Annotated in this window: 20 protein-coding genes; 12 read left to right on the forward strand and 8 right to left on the reverse strand. The window is 63.9% G+C overall.

All coding sequences use genetic code 11. The annotated features are described in order from the left end of the window. Nucleotides 1-128: 128 nt before the first annotated feature. Nucleotides 129-1,013, forward strand: coding sequence for a UTP--glucose-1-phosphate uridylyltransferase GalU (gene galU / locus QO014_RS19070; protein ID WP_266350325.1), 885 nt, complete (start codon nucleotides 129-131; stop codon nucleotides 1,011-1,013). Nucleotides 1,014-1,175: 162 nt separating this feature from the next. On the opposite strand, the gene QO014_RS19075 is transcribed toward galU, so the two are convergent. The 7 genes from QO014_RS19075 to QO014_RS19105 all read right to left on the reverse strand — a co-directional run bounded on the left by QO014_RS19075 (nucleotide 1,176) and on the right by QO014_RS19105 (nucleotide 7,904). Then, nucleotides 1,176-1,763: an NAD(P)H-dependent oxidoreductase gene (locus QO014_RS19075; protein WP_266350326.1), complete on the reverse strand. Its 588-nt coding sequence runs from the start codon at nucleotides 1,761-1,763 to the stop codon at nucleotides 1,176-1,178. Continuing rightward, a complete protein-coding gene (locus QO014_RS19080; RefSeq protein ID WP_266350327.1) occupies nucleotides 1,764-2,345 on the reverse strand; it encodes an NAD(P)H-dependent oxidoreductase in 582 nt (193 codons plus the stop codon). A gap of 2 nt (nucleotides 2,346-2,347) precedes the next feature. Next, nucleotides 2,348-3,769, reverse strand: coding sequence for an FAD-binding oxidoreductase (locus QO014_RS19085; RefSeq protein WP_266350328.1), 1,422 nt, complete (start codon nucleotides 3,767-3,769; stop codon nucleotides 2,348-2,350). A 2-nt stretch (nucleotides 3,770-3,771) separates the two neighbouring features. Then, the gene (locus tag QO014_RS19090; protein ID WP_266350415.1) at nucleotides 3,772-5,085 is read right to left on the reverse strand and encodes a cytosine deaminase; all 1,314 of its coding nucleotides are present in this window, start codon (nucleotides 5,083-5,085) and stop codon (nucleotides 3,772-3,774) included. A 2-nt stretch (nucleotides 5,086-5,087) separates the two neighbouring features. After that, the gene (locus tag QO014_RS19095; RefSeq protein WP_266350329.1) at nucleotides 5,088-5,951 is read right to left on the reverse strand and encodes an ABC transporter permease; all 864 of its coding nucleotides are present in this window, start codon (nucleotides 5,949-5,951) and stop codon (nucleotides 5,088-5,090) included. Continuing rightward, nucleotides 5,948-6,784, reverse strand: coding sequence for an ABC transporter ATP-binding protein (locus QO014_RS19100; protein WP_266350330.1), 837 nt, complete (start codon nucleotides 6,782-6,784; stop codon nucleotides 5,948-5,950). Before QO014_RS19100 ends, QO014_RS19095 begins: the two co-directional genes overlap by 4 nt. A 115-nt stretch (nucleotides 6,785-6,899) precedes the next feature. Then, nucleotides 6,900-7,904: an ABC transporter substrate-binding protein gene (locus QO014_RS19105; protein ID WP_266350331.1), complete on the reverse strand. Its 1,005-nt coding sequence runs from the start codon at nucleotides 7,902-7,904 to the stop codon at nucleotides 6,900-6,902. A 375-nt stretch (nucleotides 7,905-8,279) separates the two neighbouring features. Here QO014_RS19105 and QO014_RS19110 point away from each other — a divergent pair, with 375 nt between their 5' ends. Continuing rightward, entirely contained in the window at nucleotides 8,280-8,669 is a 390-nt protein-coding gene (locus tag QO014_RS19110) for a RidA family protein (protein ID WP_266350332.1), read from the forward strand. A gap of 115 nt (nucleotides 8,670-8,784) precedes the next feature. After that, nucleotides 8,785-9,675 (forward strand): metallophosphoesterase, encoded by an 891-nt coding sequence (locus QO014_RS19115; RefSeq protein ID WP_266350333.1) that lies wholly within the window; start codon nucleotides 8,785-8,787, stop codon nucleotides 9,673-9,675. A 3-nt stretch (nucleotides 9,676-9,678) separates the two neighbouring features. Here QO014_RS19115 and QO014_RS19120 read toward each other — a convergent pair whose 3' ends face one another. Further along, complete coding sequence (locus QO014_RS19120) at nucleotides 9,679-10,560, reverse strand: LysR family transcriptional regulator (RefSeq protein ID WP_266350334.1); 882 nt, start codon at nucleotides 10,558-10,560, stop codon at nucleotides 9,679-9,681. Nucleotides 10,561-10,661: 101 nt separating this feature from the next. On the opposite strand from QO014_RS19120, the gene QO014_RS19125 reads away from it, so the two are divergent. From QO014_RS19125 to QO014_RS19165, 9 genes are all read left to right on the forward strand, one after another. Beyond that, a complete protein-coding gene (locus tag QO014_RS19125) occupies nucleotides 10,662-11,675 on the forward strand; it encodes a YeiH family protein (protein ID WP_266350335.1) in 1,014 nt (337 codons plus the stop codon). Between the two features lie 82 nt (nucleotides 11,676-11,757). Next, nucleotides 11,758-13,116 carry an 8-oxoguanine deaminase gene (locus QO014_RS19130; RefSeq protein WP_370877172.1) on the forward strand — a complete coding sequence of 453 codons (1,359 nt, stop codon included), beginning with the start codon at nucleotides 11,758-11,760 and terminating at the stop codon, nucleotides 13,114-13,116. Between the two features lie 345 nt (nucleotides 13,117-13,461). Next, nucleotides 13,462-14,817: an 8-oxoguanine deaminase gene (locus tag QO014_RS19135; RefSeq protein WP_266350337.1), complete on the forward strand. Its 1,356-nt coding sequence runs from the start codon at nucleotides 13,462-13,464 to the stop codon at nucleotides 14,815-14,817. A gap of 1 nt (nucleotide 14,818) precedes the next feature. Beyond that, nucleotides 14,819-15,229: a hypothetical protein gene (locus QO014_RS19140; RefSeq protein WP_266350338.1), complete on the forward strand. Its 411-nt coding sequence runs from the start codon at nucleotides 14,819-14,821 to the stop codon at nucleotides 15,227-15,229. Between the two features lie 9 nt (nucleotides 15,230-15,238). Further along, entirely contained in the window at nucleotides 15,239-16,048 is an 810-nt protein-coding gene (locus tag QO014_RS19145) for a creatininase family protein (RefSeq protein WP_266350339.1), read from the forward strand. A gap of 99 nt (nucleotides 16,049-16,147) precedes the next feature. Continuing rightward, nucleotides 16,148-17,074: an NAD(P)-dependent oxidoreductase gene (locus QO014_RS19150; RefSeq protein ID WP_266350340.1), complete on the forward strand. Its 927-nt coding sequence runs from the start codon at nucleotides 16,148-16,150 to the stop codon at nucleotides 17,072-17,074. A 150-nt stretch (nucleotides 17,075-17,224) separates the two neighbouring features. Then, a complete protein-coding gene (locus tag QO014_RS19155) occupies nucleotides 17,225-18,814 on the forward strand; it encodes an ABC transporter substrate-binding protein (RefSeq protein ID WP_266350341.1) in 1,590 nt (529 codons plus the stop codon). A 176-nt stretch (nucleotides 18,815-18,990) separates the two neighbouring features. Further along, nucleotides 18,991-20,001, forward strand: coding sequence for an ABC transporter permease subunit (locus tag QO014_RS19160; protein ID WP_266350342.1), 1,011 nt, complete (start codon nucleotides 18,991-18,993; stop codon nucleotides 19,999-20,001). Beyond that, a complete protein-coding gene (locus tag QO014_RS19165) occupies nucleotides 19,991-20,896 on the forward strand; it encodes an ABC transporter permease subunit (protein WP_266350343.1) in 906 nt (301 codons plus the stop codon). The genes QO014_RS19160 and QO014_RS19165 overlap by 11 nt, the downstream gene beginning before the upstream one ends. The last annotated feature ends 1 nt before the right edge of the window (nucleotide 20,897 follow it).

A 20,897-nucleotide genomic window follows, 5' to 3' on the forward strand; every position in this document is an offset into this window, starting at 1 on the left:
CGTGATATCGTTAATAAAGTATGAAATATTCGACGGAGTCTTGATGCCGTCAGGATCGAACTGTTTCTGTTAGCGTTGTCGATAGGAATCGTACTTACATTTCGCGGAAATCCGCCAGAGAGGTTTTCATGACTGCTCCGATCCGCAAGGCCGTTTTTCCGGTTGCCGGCCTTGGCACTCGCTTCTTGCCCGCGACGAAGGCCATGCCGAAGGAGATGTTGACGGTCGTCGATCGTCCCCTGATCCAATATGCGGTGGATGAAGCCCGCGAGGCCGGCATCGAGCACCTCATTTTTGTGACGGGCCGCAACAAGTCGGTCATCGAGGATCATTTCGACGTCCAGTACGAGCTCGAAGCGACGCTGCATGGCCGCGGCAAGCAGGAGGCGCTCGACCTCCTCTCCAAGGACCTGCCGAAGCCCGGTTCGACCAGCTTCACGCGCCAGCAGGTTCCGCTCGGCCTCGGCCACGCCGTATGGTGCGCGCGCGATCTGGTCGGGAACGAGCCGTTCGCGGTGCTGCTTCCCGACATGGTGATGAAGGGCCAGCCCGGCTGCCTCAAGCAGATGGTCGAGGTGTTCAAGGAGACCGGCGGCAACATTCTGGCCGTCGAGGAATGCGATCCCTCGCAGACCCATCAATATGGCATTGTCGGCGTCGGCGCCGAGATCGGCGGCCCCGCCTTCCGCATCAATGCCATGGTGGAAAAGCCGAAGCCCGAAGTCGCGCCATCCAACCTCTACATCAATGGCCGCTATATCCTGCAGCCGCAGATCTTCGACCTGCTGTCGAAGCAGGAGCGCGGCGCCGGCAACGAGATCCAGCTCACCGACGCCATGCTGAAGCTGATGGACCGCCAGTATTTCTATGGCTGCCGCTTCGATGGCGAGACCTATGATTGCGGCAACAAGGTCGGCTTCCTCGCGGCCAATGTCGCCTTTGCGCTCGAGCGCGCCGATATCGAGAAGGAGTTCCGCCCGGAACTCGAGAGGCTGATCGCGAAGCATCTCTGAACGGCCGCGCATCCCGAGACACGATCCTCTTTCGCATACGGCGGGCTCGATCGCCCGCCGTACTCTCCTAATGACGACAGCCGGGTGACCGGCGAATGACATGCTTGACCGCTCTGCGAGCAAGCGCCATCGGCGGTGCGATCCGACTTACGCTGATGTGATTCAGAAGCGGGCCATCTTGTCGCGAACGCTCGCGAGATAGCGGCTCCGGCTCTCCGGTGTCGAGCTGTCCATCTCGTAATGAGCGAGATAGATCGTGCGACAGCGCGGATGGCAGAGCGATTTCAGCCCACGCATGATCGTGCGCCGCCCGGGCTCGCCAACCCATTTCGATATCAGCCAGGTCGCGCCGCAACTCGTCACGATGCCGAGGCGACGAATGTGCTGCATGGCCGGCAGCGGGCCATGCTGCTTGGTCGGCATGACGAAGGTGACATGCGGCACCCAGACGCGATCGATCCAGCCCTTCAGCATCGCCGGCAGGCCAAACCACCAGGTGGGATAGACGAATACCAGCATCTCGCACCATTTGATGAGCGCGAGATGTTCGGCTACTGGCGCCTCATTGATGCCGGGCTCGTTGTAGCGCCGCCGCTCGTCCGGCCCCATCACGGGATCGAAATCGCTCGCATAGAGGTCGAGCAGCCTCACCTCGTGACCGCCCCTTTGAAGGGCCTCGACCGTCGTATCACGCAGCGCGGCGACGAAGCTCTCCGGAACGGGATGGGCGTAGACGACGAGCGCGCGCACTCAAAAACGCTCCATGGCTGCCGCGACCTTCTTCAGAAAGGCGGCACGGGTCGCATCGGTGGAACGGTTCATGTCGTAATGAGCGAGATAGAGCACCGGTCCGAACGGCTTGATCAGCGCGCCGAAGACGCGCTTGACGATCTTCCTCGGCGGATCGCCCACCGCAAAGGCCCGCCAGCGCGCGCCGCCATAGGTCACGACGGCGGCCAGCTTGGTAATGTTGTGGAGGTTCGGCTTGACGATCCCATTCTCCATCCGGAACGAAACGCCGGGCAGGAAGACGCGATCGAAGAAGCCCTTCAGAATCGCCGGAAAGCCGAAATTCCAGACTGGATGACAGATCACCAGCGCCTCGGCGTTGAGCAGGCGCTGGACATAGGGATCGACGTTGCGGCGGTTGACGTCGAGATCGTGGTAGTTGAGCCGCTCCTCGCGCGACAGGACGGGATCGAAGCCCTCGGCATTCAGATCGCAATCATCGACCTCGTGGCCGGCCTTTTCCAATGCCTCGACCACCGTGCGATGCACGGCGGCGTTGAAGCTGGTTTCGACCGGATGCGCATAGACCACGAGGACGCGCATGGTCAGCTCGCCTGCTGAAGGCCCGGGAACAGATACGTCTTCTGGGAGCGGTAGTCGTAGTTCGGGTCTTCCCAGGCGATCATCTTGCCCGGATTGAGCAGCCCCTTCGGGTCCACTTCCTTCTTGAAGGCGAGCTGGATCTCGTCGGTCTGCTTCATGCCGCCTTCTTCGAGCGTGTAGCGGTGCGGATTGAAGATCGGGCAGCCATGATCCTCATGGATGCGAATGATCTCCTCGAGCCGAGCCTCGGTCGTGAAGCGGACCAGCGACAGGCCCGACGCCGCGATCCGGCCGTCGAAGCGGTTGAATTCGAGATGGCCGGGAACTTCGTCGCCGAAGATCCGCGTCATGGTCTCGATCTTCTCGATATGGTCAGGCGGCGAATAGAGCGTCTGCAGATAGGTGATGCTTGGATCGACCCGGAGCGCGCGGAGCGTGGTGTGGTTCCAGCAAAGCTCGAAGGCCGGCGGCAGGCCCTTCAAATCGGCAGGCGAGGCCTGGTCGTAGCGGATCAGCACCTCGCCCTTCGCCCTCTGTGTGAAGGCGAGGAAGGCGTCCATCGATTGCGGCGCGACCATCAGCACCACGACCGATTGCTCGCGGCGGATGAACTTCTGGTGGCGCAGGAAATAGTCGTGCGGCACGGGCGCCGCGATCGGCGCAATTTCCTTGAGCAGCAGGCCGTCGGCATGGGCGAGTTCGTCGGCATAGCGCACGGCCGTCATCCAGTCGTCGAAACCGACCAGCACGTCCACCCAGTCATAGGCGGCCGTCAGCGGCATCTCGACTTCGGTGATCACGCCATTGGTGCCATAGGCGTGCACAGCCTTGTGCAGATCCCAGCCGGTGAGATCCAGCGTCCGCGGCTCCGCTTCCGCCGTCACGACCCGAAGGCGAATGACATTGCCGAGATTGCGCAGACCGCCCCAGCGGATCGAACCGACGCCACCCGATCCACCGGCGACGAAGCCGCCGATCGACGCGGTATTGGCGGTCGAGGGATGCATCCGCAATTCCTGCTGCGAGTGCGCCCGCGTCTCCTTGTCGATCTGGGCGACGATGGCGCCAGTCTCCGCCACGACGCTGCCCGGTGTGATGCTCTTGACCTTGTTGAGCTCGGCAAGGTTGAGCACGGCGCCGCCCGAAAGCGGCATGGCCTGGCCGTAATTGCCGGTGCCGCCACCGCGCGCGGTGATCGGGACATCATGGGCGAAGGCCGCCTTCATGATGCGGACAACCTCGGCCTCGTCCTTGGGCGTGACGATCAGATCGGCCGTCACATGATCGAGCTGTCGCTTCAGCACCGGCGAATACCAGAAGAAATCGCGGCTCTTCTGCTTCACGAGCGCAGGATTCTCCTCGATGGCGATGCCTTCGAGGTCAGCCTTGAAGCCGGCGAGGTCGTTCTTGAACTGGTGGGCCATGGTCAAAGTCCGAAGAGGGAATCGAGTTCGCGGTAGTCGGGCAATGTTCGATCGATTGCCTTGCCCGCGCGGATGACGGTGCGGTCGGATTGCGGCCGGGACAGGAATTCCGTCCAGCTGCGCGCCTTGAAGAGGACCAGATCGGCCGAATTGCCGACCTTGATGCGGCCGACATCGGGGCGCCGCAGCACGCTGGCCGGGGTCGTGGTGAGCACACGGGGCGCCGCATCGAGCGGATGATCGAGCTGCAGGATCCTGACCGCCTCGCGAAACACCTCAACGGCGTCGAGATCGCCATAGGCGTAGAAGGGATCGCGCGTATTGTCGGACGCGACCGCCGTGGCGATCCCGCGCGATGCCATTTCATGCAGAAGCGTGACGCCACGCCAGCGCGGCGTCCGGCCCGGATGACGGTCCTGCAGATACATGTTGCACATGGGCAGTGAAACGACGGCGATACCCGCCTCGGCGACTAGATCCATTGTCCGGTCGGCCTCGTCGGCTTCCTGCCGCGCCAGCGAGCAGCAATGGCCGACCGTCACCTGCCCCTCATAGCCCGCCCGGATCGCGGCCTCGGCGATCGCCCGGAGCGAACGCGCATTGGGATCGGCCGTCTCGTCCACATGCAGGTCGATATCGAGGCCGTGCTCGGAGGCCTGATAAAAGAGCTGGTCGAGCGCGGTGGCGAGTTCGGGAATCATGAACGTGACGCCGCCCAATATCCCGCCATGTTCGAGCACGGTCTCAACCAGACGGCCGCGAAACGCCGGATCGAGATAGAGGTCGACCGGCGTCAGCGCCACGGCCTGCAGATCGACCCGGCCCGCCCATTTGTCGCGCATGGCGGCGAAGGCCGGCCAGGATGTGGGAAACTGTGGCGGCACGCTGTCGATATGCGTGCGGATCAGGCTGGTGCCATGCGCATAGGCGCCGCGAATGGCGAAATCCATGCGCGCGGTGACATCGGCCATGGACCAATGGGCGTCGCGATCCGCACCGACCGCTTCGAGCGCCCCATCGAAGGTGCCGTCCGGGTTCGAGCGGCGCGGCAGGATATGGCCCTTGTCGAGATGCGTGTGCATGTCGACGAAGCAGGGCCAGACCTGGCCGTGATCGAGGTCGAAGAGCGGCAGATCGGTGACGCTGCCGGCAGGACGCAGCGCCTCGATGCGCCCATCCGCGATGACGATATCGGCCCGCATCAGGCCTTCGCCGACATCGGCGCCGTCAAAGCCTTCGGCCACGGCGGCCGGAAGCGTCGCCCGCGCCAGAACGTAGCGCTCCGCCTCGGGCAGAGCGGCAAAACCAGTCGACATCATCAATTCTCCCGCCGGATGGCGCTTTCATGCCACCGACGCAGCAGAAGATGGGACAGCAGGCTCGTCACGCCATAGATCGCGACGCCGGTGCCACAGAGCAGCAGCAGCGCCGCAAAGAGGCGGGGAATATTGAGCCTGTATTGCGATTCCAGAATGCGGAAGGCGAGGCCCGAACCGGCACCGGCCGATCCTGCCGCGAACTCCGCCACGACGGCGGCGATCAGCGCCAGACCGCCGGCAATGCGCAGGCCCGCCAGGAAGAAGGGAAGTGCAGCCGGCAGCTTCAGATGAATGAGCGTCTGCCAGCGCGAGGCGCCGTAGAGCTCGAACAGGTTCAGGAGATTGTGGTCCGTGCTCTTCAACCCCTGCGCCGTATTGGAGAAGACGGGGAAGAAGGCGACGAGCCAGGCGCAGATCAGGAGCGCCGCCTGCGTCGACGGCGCATAGATCAGGATCAGCGGCGCGACGGCGACCACCGGCGTCACCTGCAGGATGACCATGTAGGGCGAAAGGGCGAGCTCGATCCATTTCGACTGGGCGAACAGGATCGCTATCAAAACGCCGCCGACCAACGCGATACCGAGCGCGGCGAAGGTGATCTTGAGCGTTACCAGCAGCGCCTGGCTGAGCACCGGCCAATCATTGATCATCGACTGCGCGACGAGATCGGGACCCGGCAGAATGTAGTGCGGGACGTTATAGGCGGTCGTGTACCACTCCCAGAGCCCCACCAGCGCGACCAGCATCACCACCGGCACGATGATCCGCAGCGCACGTTCGCTCGGCGCGATACCGCCGCCGGGCGATGCCACCTTTTCTTCCTGCGGCGCCGCCGCAACGCTGGTCTGGTCCATGCTGCTCATAGATGATCATTCGCCCCGATGGCGGAAAGCAGGGATTCGGACGCCTGACGGCAATAGTCGCTATAGGCCGTCGAGGTCCGGAACGAGATGCCGCGCGGATGCGGCGCGTCGACCGAAAGTTCGTCGATCACGCGGCCCGGCCGGGCGGCCATGATGACGATGCGGCTCGACAGATAGACGCTCTCGAACACGGAATGCGTCACGAAGACGATCGTCCAGCCGAACTGCTCCCAGAGCCGCAGGAGGTCGTCATTGAGCTTCTGGCGCGTAATCTCGTCGAGCGCCGCGAATGGCTCGTCCATGAGCAGCACGCGGGGCCGCGTCACCAGCGCGCGGGCAATCGAGACGCGCATCTTCATGCCGCCGGAGAGTTCGCGCGGATAGGAATCGGCAAATTTCTCGAGGCCGACCATTTCGAGCGCGGCCATGACGCGCTCGCGCGCCGCCGTCTTGGAGAGGCCGTGCAGGCGCAGCGGCAGCCAGACATTCTTGAACACCGTCGCCCAGGGCATCAGAGTCGGCTCCTGGAAGACGAAGCCGATCTCGCGCTCCGGCTTGCCAGCGGCGTCGTGCGACATTGTCGGCCATTCGACACGGCCGGTTGTCGCCTCGCCGAGACCGGCGATGATCCTGAGCGCCGTCGACTTGCCGCAACCGGACGGTCCGAGCAGGCTGACGAATTCACCCTCGCCGATCGTCAGCGACATATCCTTCAGCGCGATGGTGCCGTTGGAAAACGTCTTCGAAATATGATCGAGCCTGACGATGGGTCGGCCGTGCGCCGCGGAGGCTGCACTGTGCGGGACGACGAGGTTCGGTGCGGTAGTGGACAAGATCAACCTTCTCACTCGGCCAGGCCGCTGTCGCGGCCGCCTTCAGTCGGTTTGGAATGCGGCCATTCCGGGGCCAGTTGAGTGCCCCCGGAACGGAGCTGTCGGGCGGCAGGACTTACTTCTTGAGTTCCTTGCCGACGCCCTTGCAGACGAACTTGGTCGTGTAGACCTTGGAGAGGTCGAGGTCGGGCTTTGCGGCGCCCGCCTTGACCATCTTGTCGTAGAACGACTTGAAGCGGGCATCGGTCATGCAGCCGATACCCTTTTCGAGCGACTCGCCGGAATCGACGATGCCGTCTTCCTTCATGACCTTGAGCGAGAACGCGAGCTGCGCGTCCGTCATCTCGGGATTGTCCTTCTTGATCAACTCGTTGCCAAGCGTGTTGTCGCCATACATGTAGGTGTACCAGCCGACCATCGAGGCATCGACGAAGCGCTGCACCAGATCGGACTTGTTGGCGACGGTGTCCTGCATCGTCTCGATCATGGTCGAATAGGTGTCGAAGCCATTATCGGCGAGCAGGAAGACCTTCGGCTTGAAGCCGCCCTGCGTCTCGATCGCGAAGGGCTCGGACGTCACATAGCCCTGCTGCGCGGAATTCTTGTCGGCGAGGAACGGTGCCGGATTGAAGGTGTAGGGCTTGTACTGCTCATCCTTGAAGCCCGGGAAAGCCGACTTCATCCACGCGAAATAGCTCGAGAGAGCCTCCGCGCTCATATAGAGCGTCGGGACCTTGGCCAGATCCTCGAACTTGTCGATGCCCGTATCGGGATGGGCGATCAGGACTTGCGGCTCCTTCTGGAAGACCGCGGCAACCTCGACGATCGGAACACCCTGCTCGACGGACGCGAAGGTCTCCATCTGGTTGCCGGCCATGAAGAAATCGAGCTTCCCGGCCAGGAGCATCGAACGGCCAGCAGCCTGCGGGCCGCCCTGCACGATCGTGACCTTGAGGCCGTACTTCTCATAGGTGCCGTCGGCGACTGCCTGATAGAAGCCGCCATGCTCGGCCTCGGCCAGCCAGTTGGTGCCGAAGCGGACTTCGTCGAGCGCGAACGCCTGACCGGAGAACGCAAGCGCAGCAGCCCCCGCCGCCAAGCCGATAAACTTCGTCTTCATCGAACTCATCTGATCTCGCCTTCCTCTCTGCTCGGCGACAGATGCCGCCCGCCGTTCCCCCGGTCCCGCCGCCCGCACGGCAAGCGCAGCAACCGAACATACGAACCCGCACACTGTCGCAAGAGCTGTGCCATGCCCATCTCATGCGCACACGCCTCGCGAGGCTGTGATTTGACCATAAACCATCTCGCAACGGGTGTTCGATGGGAAAGAATCTGCTCGATATAGCAGCAGATGCGTCAAGCGCACGCCATCATGTGCGACAAAATGCTGAAAGCCTGTGCGACCTGATTGCGAACGGTCTCCAGCGGGCCTTGCCGGAGGCGCCCAGCGGGTTTTAGTTTCGCGACCAGAGAAGCGCTGCAAAGGCACAAGATGAACAAATCCGTCGTTCCCCCCGATATCCGCGCGCCCTTCGGCCGCTACAGCCATGGCGTCGAAGTGCCGGCCGGCAGCCGCTTCGTCTATACGTCCGGCCAGCTCGGCGTGCGTGCCGACGACAGCGTGCCGGAGACGATCGAGGAGCAGGCCGAAATCTGCTTCCAGGCCATCGGCCGCATCCTGGCAGCGGCCGACATGGACTATGGCGATATCGTGCGGCTCTCAGCCTTCGTGACCCAGCGCGAGGACATGCGCCGTTACATGGCGGTCCGCGACCTCTATGTGCGCGATCCTCTGCCGGCCTCGACGCTCTTCATTGTCTCCGGTTTCACCCGGCCCGAATTCCTCGTCGAGGTCGAGGCGGTTGCGGCGAAGGCCGGCTGATCACCGGCCTTTCGGGCCGTCAAACGATTGCAATCCTCGCACGCTACCAAGACGGCTCACGATCAACGCCGGCGCGACCTCGCATCGGCCCGCTTCCCCGATTGGTAACGCCTCGATGCCCGACACCCGCGCCGCCTTCACGGTCGATCCGAACCGTGGACCGTCAGACCCGCTTTTTCGCTTCGGCGTCATCGCGGACCCGCAATATGCAGCGATCCCGCCAAACCGCGAGCTCAACCGCTACTACGCCAAGAGCCTCGGCAAGCTCAACGAGGCGATCGAGACCTTCAACGCGGCCGAGTTGCAGTTCGTCGTGACGCTCGGCGACATCATCGACCGCGATTTCGCGAGCTATGACGACATTCTCCCGCTCTACAGTCGGCTTCGGCACCCACAATTCTTCCTGCTCGGCAATCACGATTTCGCCGTGGCCGCCCAGCATCTGCCGGCCATCGCCGCGCGGGTCGGTCTGGAGCGGACCTATTACGACTTTGCCGGCGGCGGCTATCGCTTCATCCTGCTCGACGGCAATGAAGTCAGCCTGTTCGCGCCGCCGGAGGGCGACAGCCGGCGGGCGATTGCAGCCGACCATCTGGAAGCCCTGACCGCTGCCGGCGCGGCCAATGCGCAGCGCTGGAACGGCGCGCTCAGCGACGCGCAATTCGCCTGGCTCGACCAGACCATCAGCGCGGCCGAGCAGGCGGGCGAGCGGATCATCGTGATGAACCACTACCCGGTCTATCCCGCGAACGCGCATAATCTCTGGGACAGCGAGCGCGTGGCCGACAGGCTGACCCGGTCGAGGCATGTCGTGGCCTATTTCAACGGCCATAATCACGCCGGCAATTATGGCGCCCTCGGCGACATCCACTTCGTCAACTTCAAGGGCATGGTCGATACGCCCGACTCGAACACCTATGCGATCGTCGAGATCTTCGAGGACCGCATCGCGATCCATGGCTTCGGCCGCGAGGAGAGCCGTGTGCTGCCACTGGCGCGCGGCTGAGGCTCAGCGACCGAGCAGAAGCTCCTCGAAGGCGAGCGCCGCCCGGGTCCGATAGCGCTCCTTATGACGGATCATCGAGAAGAGGCGCGGTACGGCATCGAAGCCTGCCCGCTTCAACCGACCGGCCTCGATATGCGGCAGCGCCACGCTTTCCGAGAGCACAGTGGCGAGCGCCGTGCGTTCGACGGCCGAACGGACAGCCTCGTTGGAGGGCAGTTCCAGCGCCACATCGAGCGCCGTGGGCTCGATCCCCTGCGCCTCCAGTGCCTGCTCGAAGGATGAGCGGGTTCCCGATCCGCGCTCGCGCATGATCCAGCGGGTGCGCAACAGGTCCGCGCGGGTCACGAGGCGCCCATCCGACCATTCATGGCTCGGCCCCACCACGACGATCAGCCGATCCTCGGCAATGGCGCGGATCGACAAGGCCGGCTCGTCGATCGCGCCCTCGATGAAACCGAGTTGCGCCGTGCCATCCAGCACGGACGCCGCAACCGTCTCGGTATTGCCGATCGCGAGACCGATCTCGACGGCCGGATGGGCATCGTGGAAATCGACCAGAAGCGGCGGCAGGAAATAGCTGGCGATCGTCTGGCTCGCCTTGATGAAGAGGCTGCCGCGCCGGAGGCCCGCGAGATCGAACAGGGTCGTCTCCGCCCGTTCGGCCCCCGCCAACACCACCTTGGCCTCGGCCAGAAAGATGGTCCCGGCCTCGCTCAGCTCGATTCCGCGACCGACACGATGGAAGAGCGCGACGCCATGGCGATCCTCGAGCACGCGGATCGCCGCGCTGACGGCGGACGGCGTCAGCCGCAAATCGGCGGCAGCGCGGGTCAGATGCTGGCGCTCCGCCACGGCGACGAAGATACGAAGCTGTTCCAGCGTCATGGATATCATTCGATTGAAGCGAACAATTCGTGAGAAAATTCGAAATGGAATGAACGAATGAGAAGCGCGATCTCAGGGTGACCGGATCAAGAAATCATATCATGCCTGTTTCCATCGTTCATCGCGCAAAAGAATACCTCCCCGGGCTGGGTCTCTGCGGCGCCGTGGCGCTCGCCGCGCTGCTGCTGCAATCCATCGAGGCCCGGCTGTTCGGCCGCGCCTGGATCGAGGCACTCGTCCTCGCCATCATCCTCGGAGCCATCCTGCGCACCGTGTGGCGCCCGGCCCCTGCCTTCAAGCGCGGAACCGATTTCTCCGCACGCATCCTGCTCGAGATCGCCATCGTGCTTCTGGGGGCGTCGGTCGATATCGATGCCATTCGCGCAGCAGGCCCCGCGCTTGCGGTCGGCGTCGTGGCGGTCGTGGCGACCGCCATCGCAACGAGCTACATCACCGGGCGAACCCTCGGCCTGCCGCATCGCATGGCATTGCTCGTGGCCGCGGGAAATTCGATCTGCGGCAACTCCGCCATCGCCGCGACCGCGCCGGTCATCGGCGCGGATGCCGACGAAGTGGTGTCTTCCATCGCCTTCACGGCCGTGCTCGGCGTCGTGACCGTGCTCGCCCTGCCGCTGCTCGTTCCGCTGCTGGGGCTCTCAGCCGTCCAATATGGTGTGCTTGCCGGCCTGACCGTCTATGCCGTGCCGCAGGTTCTGGCCGCCACGGTTCCCGTCGCCGCGCAAAGCGTGCAGATCGGCACCATGGTCAAGCTGCTCAGGGTACTGATGCTGGGGCCGGTCGTGCTCGCGCTCGGCATGGGCAACCGGAGCGAAGGCAAATTGCCGCCGCTCCATCATCTCGTGCCTTGGTTCGTGGTGGGATTCATCGTCCTCGGCGCCACGCGGACAGCGGGACTGATACCCGCCGCCGCGCTTCCGCCGATCCAGGCGATCGCGTCGATCCTGACCATCATCGCCATGGCCGCGCTCGGGCTCGGCGTCGATATAGGCGCGGTCCTCCGCTCCGGGCGCCGGATTCTCGCCGCCGCCTTCATCTCCCTGCTCATCCTCGGCGCCATCAGCCTCGGCCTGATCGCCCTATTGCACATCCCGTGAACATCAACCGTACGGCGTGGCGGCGGCTTGTAACTTCCCCGCCAGCGCCCTAGCCTCCGACGATCATTCACGGGGCCGGGAGATGCCGACAATGACCGAACGGGTATGGCTGAAGGATCCGATCGCGGTCCTCGCCGATGGGGCAGAGCGCGGCATCGTCGTCGAAAACGGCAAGATCGCCGAACTGGTCGGCAAGGGCGCCGAGCCCACCCATCCTGTCCACAAGGTCTTCGACGCCTCGAAGCACGTCGTGACGCCGGGCCTCGTCAACACGCATCATCATATGTTCCAGACGCTGACCCGCGCCCATCCGGCGGCGATCAACAAGGAACTTTTCCCCTGGCTGCAGGCGCTGTTTCCGATCTGGTCGAAGAACGTCAACCCGGACAATCTTCGCCTCGCAACGCGCCTCGCGCTGACCGAACTGCTGATGTCCGGCTGCACCACCGCCTCGGACCATCAATATCTCTATCCAAAGGGCCTCGACGAGGCGATGGACATCCAGGCCGACGAGGCCGGCAAGCTCGGCGTGCGCATGACGCTGACGCGCGGCTCGCTCAACCTGACCGAGGCTGAAGGCGGCAATGCCGACCAGAATGCCGTGCAGGATACCGACACGATCCTCGCCGACTGCGAGCGCGTCATCAACCGCTACCATGACGCCTCTGAGGGCGCGATGCTGCAAGTGGCGCTCGCTCCTTGCGCACCGTTCAACGTCACCAAGCGGCTGATGGTGGAGACGGCCGAGCTGGCCGCCAAATGCAATTGCCACATGCACACGCACCTTGCCGAGACGCGCGACGAGAACGCCTATTGCCTCGAGCATTTCGGCTATCGCCCGGTCGACTATCTGGAAGAGGTCGGCTGGATGAGCGACCGGGTCTGGCTCGCGCATGGCATCCATTTCAACGATGACGAGGTGAAGCGCCTCGGCAAGGCCGGCGTCGGCGTCTCGCATTGCCCAACCTCGAACATGGTCCTCGCCTCCGGCCAATGCCGCACGAAGGAACTCGAAGCCGCCGGATCTCCGGTCGGCCTCGGCGTCGACGGCTCGGCCTCGAACGACAATTCAAACCTGATGGAAGGCATCCGCCACGCGCTGATGATCGGCCGCCTGACCTATAATGCCGAGAGCGTCACCCATTTCGACGCGTTCCGCTGGGCGACCGAGGGCTCGGCCAACTGCCTCGGCCGCAAGGATATCGGCGCGATCGCCGTCGGTCGGCAGGCCGATATGGCCTTCTATTCGCTCGACGAATTGCGCTTCTCCGGCGCGGGCGACCCGCTCGCCGCCCTCGTCCTCTGCGGCGCCTACAAGGCCGACCGCGTCATGGTCAAGGGCGACTGGAAGGTCGAGGACGGCGCTCCGATCGGCGTCGATCTTGGCCAGCTGCGCTATGAACACGGCCAGGCGGCGAAGAAGTTCCTGGAAGCGATTTAACCCCCCCCTCATTCGGGACACGCTCCGTCTTCAACCCGCCCCTTGCGGGCGGGTCAAAACCGCAAAGCGGTTTTGGGGCGGGGTTAGCCTTGGCGACGCCAAGGCGTTCTTACCGCCTCGATCCGCCACAAGCACCCCCTCCCCAAAACCGCGAAGCGGTTTTGACCCTCCCTCAAGGGGAGGGTTTGGGCGGAGTTAGTCGATTAACGTCTTGCCTTCCCTGCCAATCCGCACGCACTTCCCTCTTCGCCGGGAACATCGCGCCGATCCTTGCCGCACATATGTTCTTGCTCGATCCCAGCGAACGCTATCTTGTCTCCAACCAAAGATGGGACGAGGACGAGCATGGCCGAGCGGACCTGGATCAAGGACCCGATTGCAACGCTGGCGACGGGAGCCGAGCGTGGCGTCGTCGTGGCGGGCGGCCGGATCGCGGAACTGGTGCCGGCTGGCGCCGAACCCGTCCATCCCGTTCACAAGGTCTTCGATGCCGCGCGCCATGTCGTGACGCCAGGCCTCGTCAACACGCATCACCACATGTTCCAGACGATGACGCGGGCGCATCCGGCTGCGATCAACAAGTCGCTCTGGCCCTGGATCACCTCGATCTATCCCTATTGGACAAAATATGTGAACGCGGAGAACTTCCGCCTCGCGGCGCGGCTCTCCATGACCGAGTTGATGATGTCGGGCTGCACCTGCGCCTCCGACCATCATTATCTCTTCCCGCGCGGTCTCGAGGGCGCGATGGACATCGAGGCCGAGGAGGCCGCGAAGCTCGGCCTGCGCATGACGCTGACCCGCGGCGCACTGGACCTGACCGGGGCCGAAGACAGCCAGGCCGTGGCGCCGGGCGGCGCCATCCAGGACGATGACGTCATCCTCGCCGATTGCGAGCGCGTCATCACGCGCTATCACGACATGTCCGACGGCGCGATGACCCGCGTGGCGCTGGCGCCGAATGCGCCCTTCGACGTCACCAAGCGGCTGATGCGCGAGACGGCGGCGCTGGCCGAGAAGCATGATTGCAGGCTCCATACCCATCTCGTCGAGACCAGCCAGGAAGCGGCCTTCGCGCGCGAGAAACATGGCATGACAGCAGCCGACTATCTGGAGGATTGCGGCTGGCTGACGAACCGGGCCTGGCTCGCGCACGGCATCTATTTCGACGACGAAGAGGTTGCGAAGCTGGGGCAGCATGGCGTCGGCGTCTGCCACTGCCCAACCTCGAACATGACGCTCTCATCGGGCATGTGCCGCACCAAGGAGCTGGAAGCCGCCGGCGTGCCCATCGGCCTCGGCGTCGATGGCGGCGCGTCCAACGACAATTCCAACCTGATGGAAGCCGTTCGCCACGCATTGATGATCGGGCGGCTGAAATACAACGCCGAAAGCGTCACCCATCTCGACGCGCTGCGCTGGGGCACAGAAGGTTCCGCGCGCTGCCTCGGCCGTGACGATATCGGGACGATCGCGGTCGGCAAGCAGGCCGACATGGCGTTCTGGTCGCTCGACGAACTGCGCTTTTCCGGCGCGGGCGACCCGATCGCGGCGCTGGTCCTCTGCGGCGCCCATGCGGCCGATCGCGTCATGGTCAAGGGCGAATGGCGGGTGGAGGATGGCGCCCCGATCGGCGTCGATCTCGGCGAACTCCGCTACGAGCACGGCAAGGCCGCGAAGATATTCCTGGAGGCGCTTTGAGGTGGAGGAAAAAGCATTTCGAATCAAATCGATATCGAGCTCTAGCTGGATCGAGTTTGGCGAACTCAGAAAGTGGGATGACGATATCTACTTCCGGTTCGCCGCAAGGTTTGATCATTTCTCGGGTGTCGTCGGAAGCTCGACACTATTTGCCGGATCGCCAGCCGGTGCCTTCTTGGAGGCGTCCGCCTCTTGGCGCTCTTGGGAAAGCGACAAAGTCTGGCAGGCTCTCGACGGCGAGCTGTCGATAAGGATCGTTGGCGATGTCTTGGGAGGTCGGTACGTCGAGATAGTTATGGTTGCCGGGAATGAGAAGCTGCAGGGCAGCATATCGCTAGATGCGGAAGCGCTGGAGAGCGCGGCGAACGGTCTGCGCGACTTATTCGATCAAATCACCGAACTTGCACAGTAAGGTAGCTTTATGACCCTTCCCCGCCCCTATTGGCACGAGATGCAGGCCCCCGACTTCCGTGATCCGTCGACGAAGGACTGGATCGCCATCCTGCCCGTCTGCGCCATCGAGCAGCATGGTCCGCATTTGCCCGTCTTCACGGATGCCTGCATCGGCGGCGGCCTGATGAAGCGGGTGGTCGAGCTCCTGCCCGAGGATCTGCCGGCAACGTTCCTGCCGCTGCAGTCGATCGGCAAGTCGAACGAACACATCTCCTCGCCCGGCACGCTGACCTTCACATGGGAAACCGTGACCAAGATGTGGATCGAGATCGGTGACAGCGTGGCGCGCGCCGGCGTGCGCAAGCTGGTGCTGGTCAATTCCCATGGCGGCAATGTGCCGATCGTCGACATCGTCGCGCGCGAACTCAGGATCAAATACGACATGCAGGTCGTCGTGACGGCATGGTCGCGCTTCGGCCAACCGGCCGGCCTGTTCCTCGACGAGGAGAGCTTCTACGGCATCCATGGCGGCGACATGGAGACATCGGTAATGCTCCATCTGCGGCCCGATCTGGTGAAAATGGACAAGGCCGAAGATTTCCGCTCCACCCAATTGAATCTCATGCAGGAATTCGAGCATCTGCGCTTCCATGGCACGGTCGCGACCATGGGCTGGAAGGCGCAGGACCTCAATCCGGCCGGCGCCGTCGGCAATGCGGCGCGCGCGACCGCCGAAAAGGGCAAGATCGTCGTCGAGCATCAGGCGCTGGCCTTCGTCCAACTCCTGAAGGACGTTGCGGCATTCGATCCAGACCGTCTCTGGCATCCGCCCGTCTGATTGCGATTGTGACAGTGATTTCGCTTGGGAAATCGACCGGGCGATCGCTAGACTAGATGCTGACGCGACGGTTTCGCCGCGGGTCCCCGGGGGCGGGCATTGGTCGACATCGTTATTTCAGAGTTCATGCACAAGCATGCGGTCGCGGAGCTTTCGCGCGACTTCGAGGTCCATTACGAGCCGACGCTCGGCATGGACCCCACTGCGCTCGGACGCCTTCTGCGCCGGGCGAGCGGCCTGATCGTCCGCGACCGGACCGAGATCGACATTCCGCTGATCGCCGACGCGATCGCGCTTCGCGTCATCGGCCAGGTCGGCTCGCCGGCCGGCAATATCGATACGCTGAGCTGCGAGACGCGGGGGATCCAGGTGATCCGCGCGCCGGACATGGTTGCCGACGCGATCGGCGAATATGTCATCGCCGCGGCGCTGATGCTCACGCGCGGCACCTTCTTCGCCACGCGTGACGTCGTGAACGGCAAATGGCCGCGGGGCCATCTGGTCGGGCGCGAGATCGGCGGGCGCACGCTCGGCCTGATCGGCTTCGATTTCGGCGCCCGTGCGGCGGCGAGCCGCGCCCGCGCACTCGGCATGAAGGTGATCGGCTGGGACCCGTTCCTGAAGCCGGACCACCCGGTATGGCACGATACGGAGCGGACCGATCTCGATCCGCTGATCGCGGAGGCCGACGTCGTCAGCGTGCATCTGCCGGCGCGGCCGGAGCTGAAGGGCCGCCTCGGCGCGATGGCGCTCAACCGCATGAAGGCGGGTTCCGTGCTGATCTCGGTCGGCGGCGCCGGCATCATCGACGAGGCGACGGTGGCAAACCTGCTCTCAGCCGGCCATCTGCGCGGCGCGGCGCTCGACAGCTTCGAAAGCGAGCCGCTGACGATCGAATCCGGCATTGTTTTCGCCGGCGTGCCCAACCTGATCCTCACCCCGCATATCGCCGATCTGACCCTCGAATCCCATTGGCGCTCCTCTGAATCGATTGTGGAGAAAGTCCGAAGCGCTTTGAGCAGTTGATCACACGCGAAAATTGCCTCTTGCATTCGCTCGCGGCCTCGGCTCGATTGAAGCCTTATCGCCAGATCGAGATCCCGCAATAAGAAGGGGTCCGCTGCAGTGGCGAATTCAGTTGAGCGCCGCGTTGGCGCTCGCCAGGGGAGTTTGAACATGCATAAGCTGACCCGCCTTTTGGCGGCAACCATGCTCGTGAGTGGCCTTGCGACGGCCGCCGAGGCCAAGACGCTGGTCTATTGCGCCGAAGGCAGCCCGGAGAACTTCAATCCGCAGATCAATACGACCGGCACGTCGCTCGACGCGGCCCGTCCGGCCTTCAACCAGCTCGTCCAGTTCGAGCCCGGAACGACGAATGTCGTCCCCGGCCTCGCCGAAAAGTGGGACGTCTCGGCCGACGGCCTCGAAGTCACGTTCCACCTGCGCAAGGGCGTGAAGTTCCATTCGGTCAAGGGCTTCGCCCCGACCCGCGACTTCAACGCCGACGACGTGCTGTTCTCGTTCAATCGCCAGTGGAAGGACGACAACCCCTACCACAAGGTGTCTGGCGGCGCTTATGACTACTTCAACGACATGGGCATGCCCGACCTGATCAAGTCGATCGACAAGGTCGACGACTACACGGTCAAGTTCACGCTGGCTCGTCCCGAGGCTCCGTTCCTCGCCAATCTCGCCATGGACTTCGCCACCATCCTCTCGGCCGAATATGCCGACGCGATGCTGAAGGCCGGAACGCCCGAGCAGGTCGACCAGGTTCCGGTCGGCACCGGCCCGTTCTCCTTCGTCGCGTACCAGAAGGACGCCGTGATCCGTTACAAGGCGTTCCCGGATTACTGGGCCGGCAAGCCGAAGATCGACGATCTCGTCTTCGCGATCACCAAGGATCCGACCGCGCGCTGGGCCAAGGTCCAGAAGGGCGAATGCCACATCATGGGCTATCCGAATCCGGCCGATCTCGAAGCGATCGGCAAGGATCCGAATGTCGACCTGATGCAGCAGGCGGGCCTCAATATCGGCTACCTCGCCTTCAACGTCACCAAGAAGCCCTTCGACGATAAGCGCGTGCGCCTCGCCGTCACCTATGCGATCGACAAGGACGCGATCCTCAAGGACGTCTATCTCGGCGCCGGCCAGCCCGCCAAGAACCTCATCCCGCCGACGATCTGGGGCTACAACGACAAGATCGTCGACTATCCGCATGATGTCGAGAAGGCCAAGGAGCTCCTGAAGGAGGCTGGTCTCGAGAACGGCTTCGAGACCGATCTCTGGTGGATGCCCGTCCAGCGGCCGTACAATCCGAACGCCAAGCGCGTGGCGGAAATCATGCAGGCCGACCTCGCCAAGCTCAACATCAAGGCGAATCTCGTTTCCTATGAATGGGGCGAATATCGCAAGCGCCTGCAGGCGGGCGAGCACCAGATGGGCCAGCTCGGCTGGACCGGCGATAATGGCGATCCGGACAATTTCTTCTTCCTGCTCGGTTGCGATGCGGCCCGCCCCGGCGGACAGAACCTCGCCAAATGGTGCAACAAGGACTTCGACGACAAGTTGAAGCAGGCGCGCCGCATCACCGACAAGGCCGAGCGCACCAAGCTCTATGAGGAGATGCAGGTCATCGCCCATGACGAGGTGCCGGTGTTCAACATCGCCCACTCGGTCGTGTTCGAGCCCGTACGGAAGGAAGTCGTCGGCTACAAGGTCAGCCCGCTGGGCCGCCACGAATTCACCGACGTCGACCTGAAATAGCCTCTCGCAGGCATATGGACCGATGACGGGGGACGCACCACACCTCCGTCATCCCGGGCGAAGCACAGTGCAGACCCGGGATCCATCCTGCTCCGGTCCGGAGCAGGATGGATCCCCGCTTTCGCGGGGATGACGTCGGCAGGCGCAAGAACCGTCTCGGCCGCCACGGACATACCATGCTCGGTTTCATCATCCGACGCACGCTTCTGGTCGTCCCGACCTTTTTGGCGATCGCGTTCCTGACCTTTGTTGCGATCCGCCTGGTTCCCGGCGATCCGATCGAGGTGCGCACCGGCGAGCGCGGCATTTCTCCCGAACGCCTCGCCGAATTCCGCCATCAGCTTGGCCTCGACCAGCCGGTGTGGAAGCAATTCCTCGACTATCTCTGGCAACTCGCCCATGGCGATTTCGGTACGTCGATCTCGACGCATGCGCCCGTCCTGAGCGAATTCGCGACGCTCTTTCCGGCGACGCTGGAGCTCGCCTTCTGCGCGATGGTGTTCGCGGTCGTGCTCGGCATTCCAGCCGGCGTGATCGCGGCGACGCGGCGCGGGACCTTCCTCGACTATTCGCTGATGGGCGTCGCGCTGACCGGCTTTTCCATGCCGATCTTCTGGTGGGGCCTGCTGCTGATCCTGTTCTTCTCGGTCAATCTCGACCTGACCCCCGTCTCGGGCCGGATCGACCTGCTCTATTATTTCGAGCCCGTCACCGGCTTCATGCTGATCGACAGCCTCCTCTCCGACCAGGACGGCGCCTTCCTTTCGGCCGTGTCGCATCTGATCCTGCCGACGATCGTGCTGGGCACCATCCCGCTCGCGACCATCGCGCGCATGACGCGCTCCGCCATGCTGGAAGTGCTGGGCGAGGATTATGTTCGCACGGCCCGGGCCAAGGGCCTGTCGCCATTTCGCGTCGTCGGCATCCACGCGCTGCGCAATGCGCTGATCCCGGTCGTGACGGTCATCGGCCTGCAGGTCGGCGCGCTGATGGCCGGCGCGGTGCTGACGGAATACATCTTCTCCTGGCCCGGCATCGGCACCTGGCTGATCGAATCGATCCAGCGCCGCGACTATCCCGTGCTCCAGGGCGGCGTGCTGCTGATCTCCGGCATCGTGATCGTGATCAACATCCTGGTCGACCTGCTCTACGGCGTGCTCAACCCGAGGATCCGCCATGCCCGCTGACACGACCGCCTCCGCGCCGCGCGTCGAGACCCCGCCCGGACCGATCGCCGCCTTCTTTCGAGATTTCTCCGAAAACCGGGCGGCACTTCTCGGTCTGATCATCCTGAGCCTGCTGGTTCTGGTTGCGATCTTCGCCAACTTCATCGCGCCCTATGGCCCGAGCGAGCAGTTCCGCGAGTTCACCCGCATCCCGCCCGCCTGGGTCGAAGGCGGCAACCGCGCCTTCCTGCTCGGCACCGACGAGATCGGCCGCGACATGCTTTCGCGCCTGATCTTCGGCGCACGGCTCTCGCTCTTCATCGGCTTGTCCGTCGTCGTCGCCTCGATGATCGCCGGCATCGTGCTCGGCCTCGTCGCCGCCTTCGCGCCTGGCTGGCCGTCGATCGTCATCATGCGCGCCATGGACGTGATCCTCTCGGTGCCGAGCCTGTTGCTCGCCATCGTCATCGTCGCGATCATCGGCCCGAGCCTGACCAACACGATCGTGGCGATCACGGTCGTCTATCTGCCGAACTATGTCCGTCTCGTCCGAGCCTCCGCGCTTTCGGAAAAGACGCGCGACTATGTGGTGGCGGCGCGCGTCGCCGGCGCCGGCACGCTGCGCATCATGTTCATCACGGTGCTGCCGAACTGCATGGCGCCGATCATCGTCCAGGCGGCCCTGACCATCTCGAACGCCATCCTGGAGGCCGCCGCGCTCGGCTTCCTCGGCCTCGGCGCGCAGCCGCCCTCGCCGGAATGGGGCGCGATGCTCGCCTCCGCGCGCGAATTCCTGCAGAGCGCATCCTGGATCGTCACCGAGCCCGGCCTCGCCATCCTGATCACGGTCCTCTCGATCAACCTCGTCGGCGACGGCCTGCGCGACGCACTCGATCCCAAGATGCGGAGGAGCTGAA

Origin of the sequence: Kaistia dalseonensis (assembly GCF_030814715.1) — a bacterium.
Taxonomy (GTDB): Bacteria; Pseudomonadota; Alphaproteobacteria; order Rhizobiales; family Kaistiaceae; genus Kaistia; species Kaistia dalseonensis.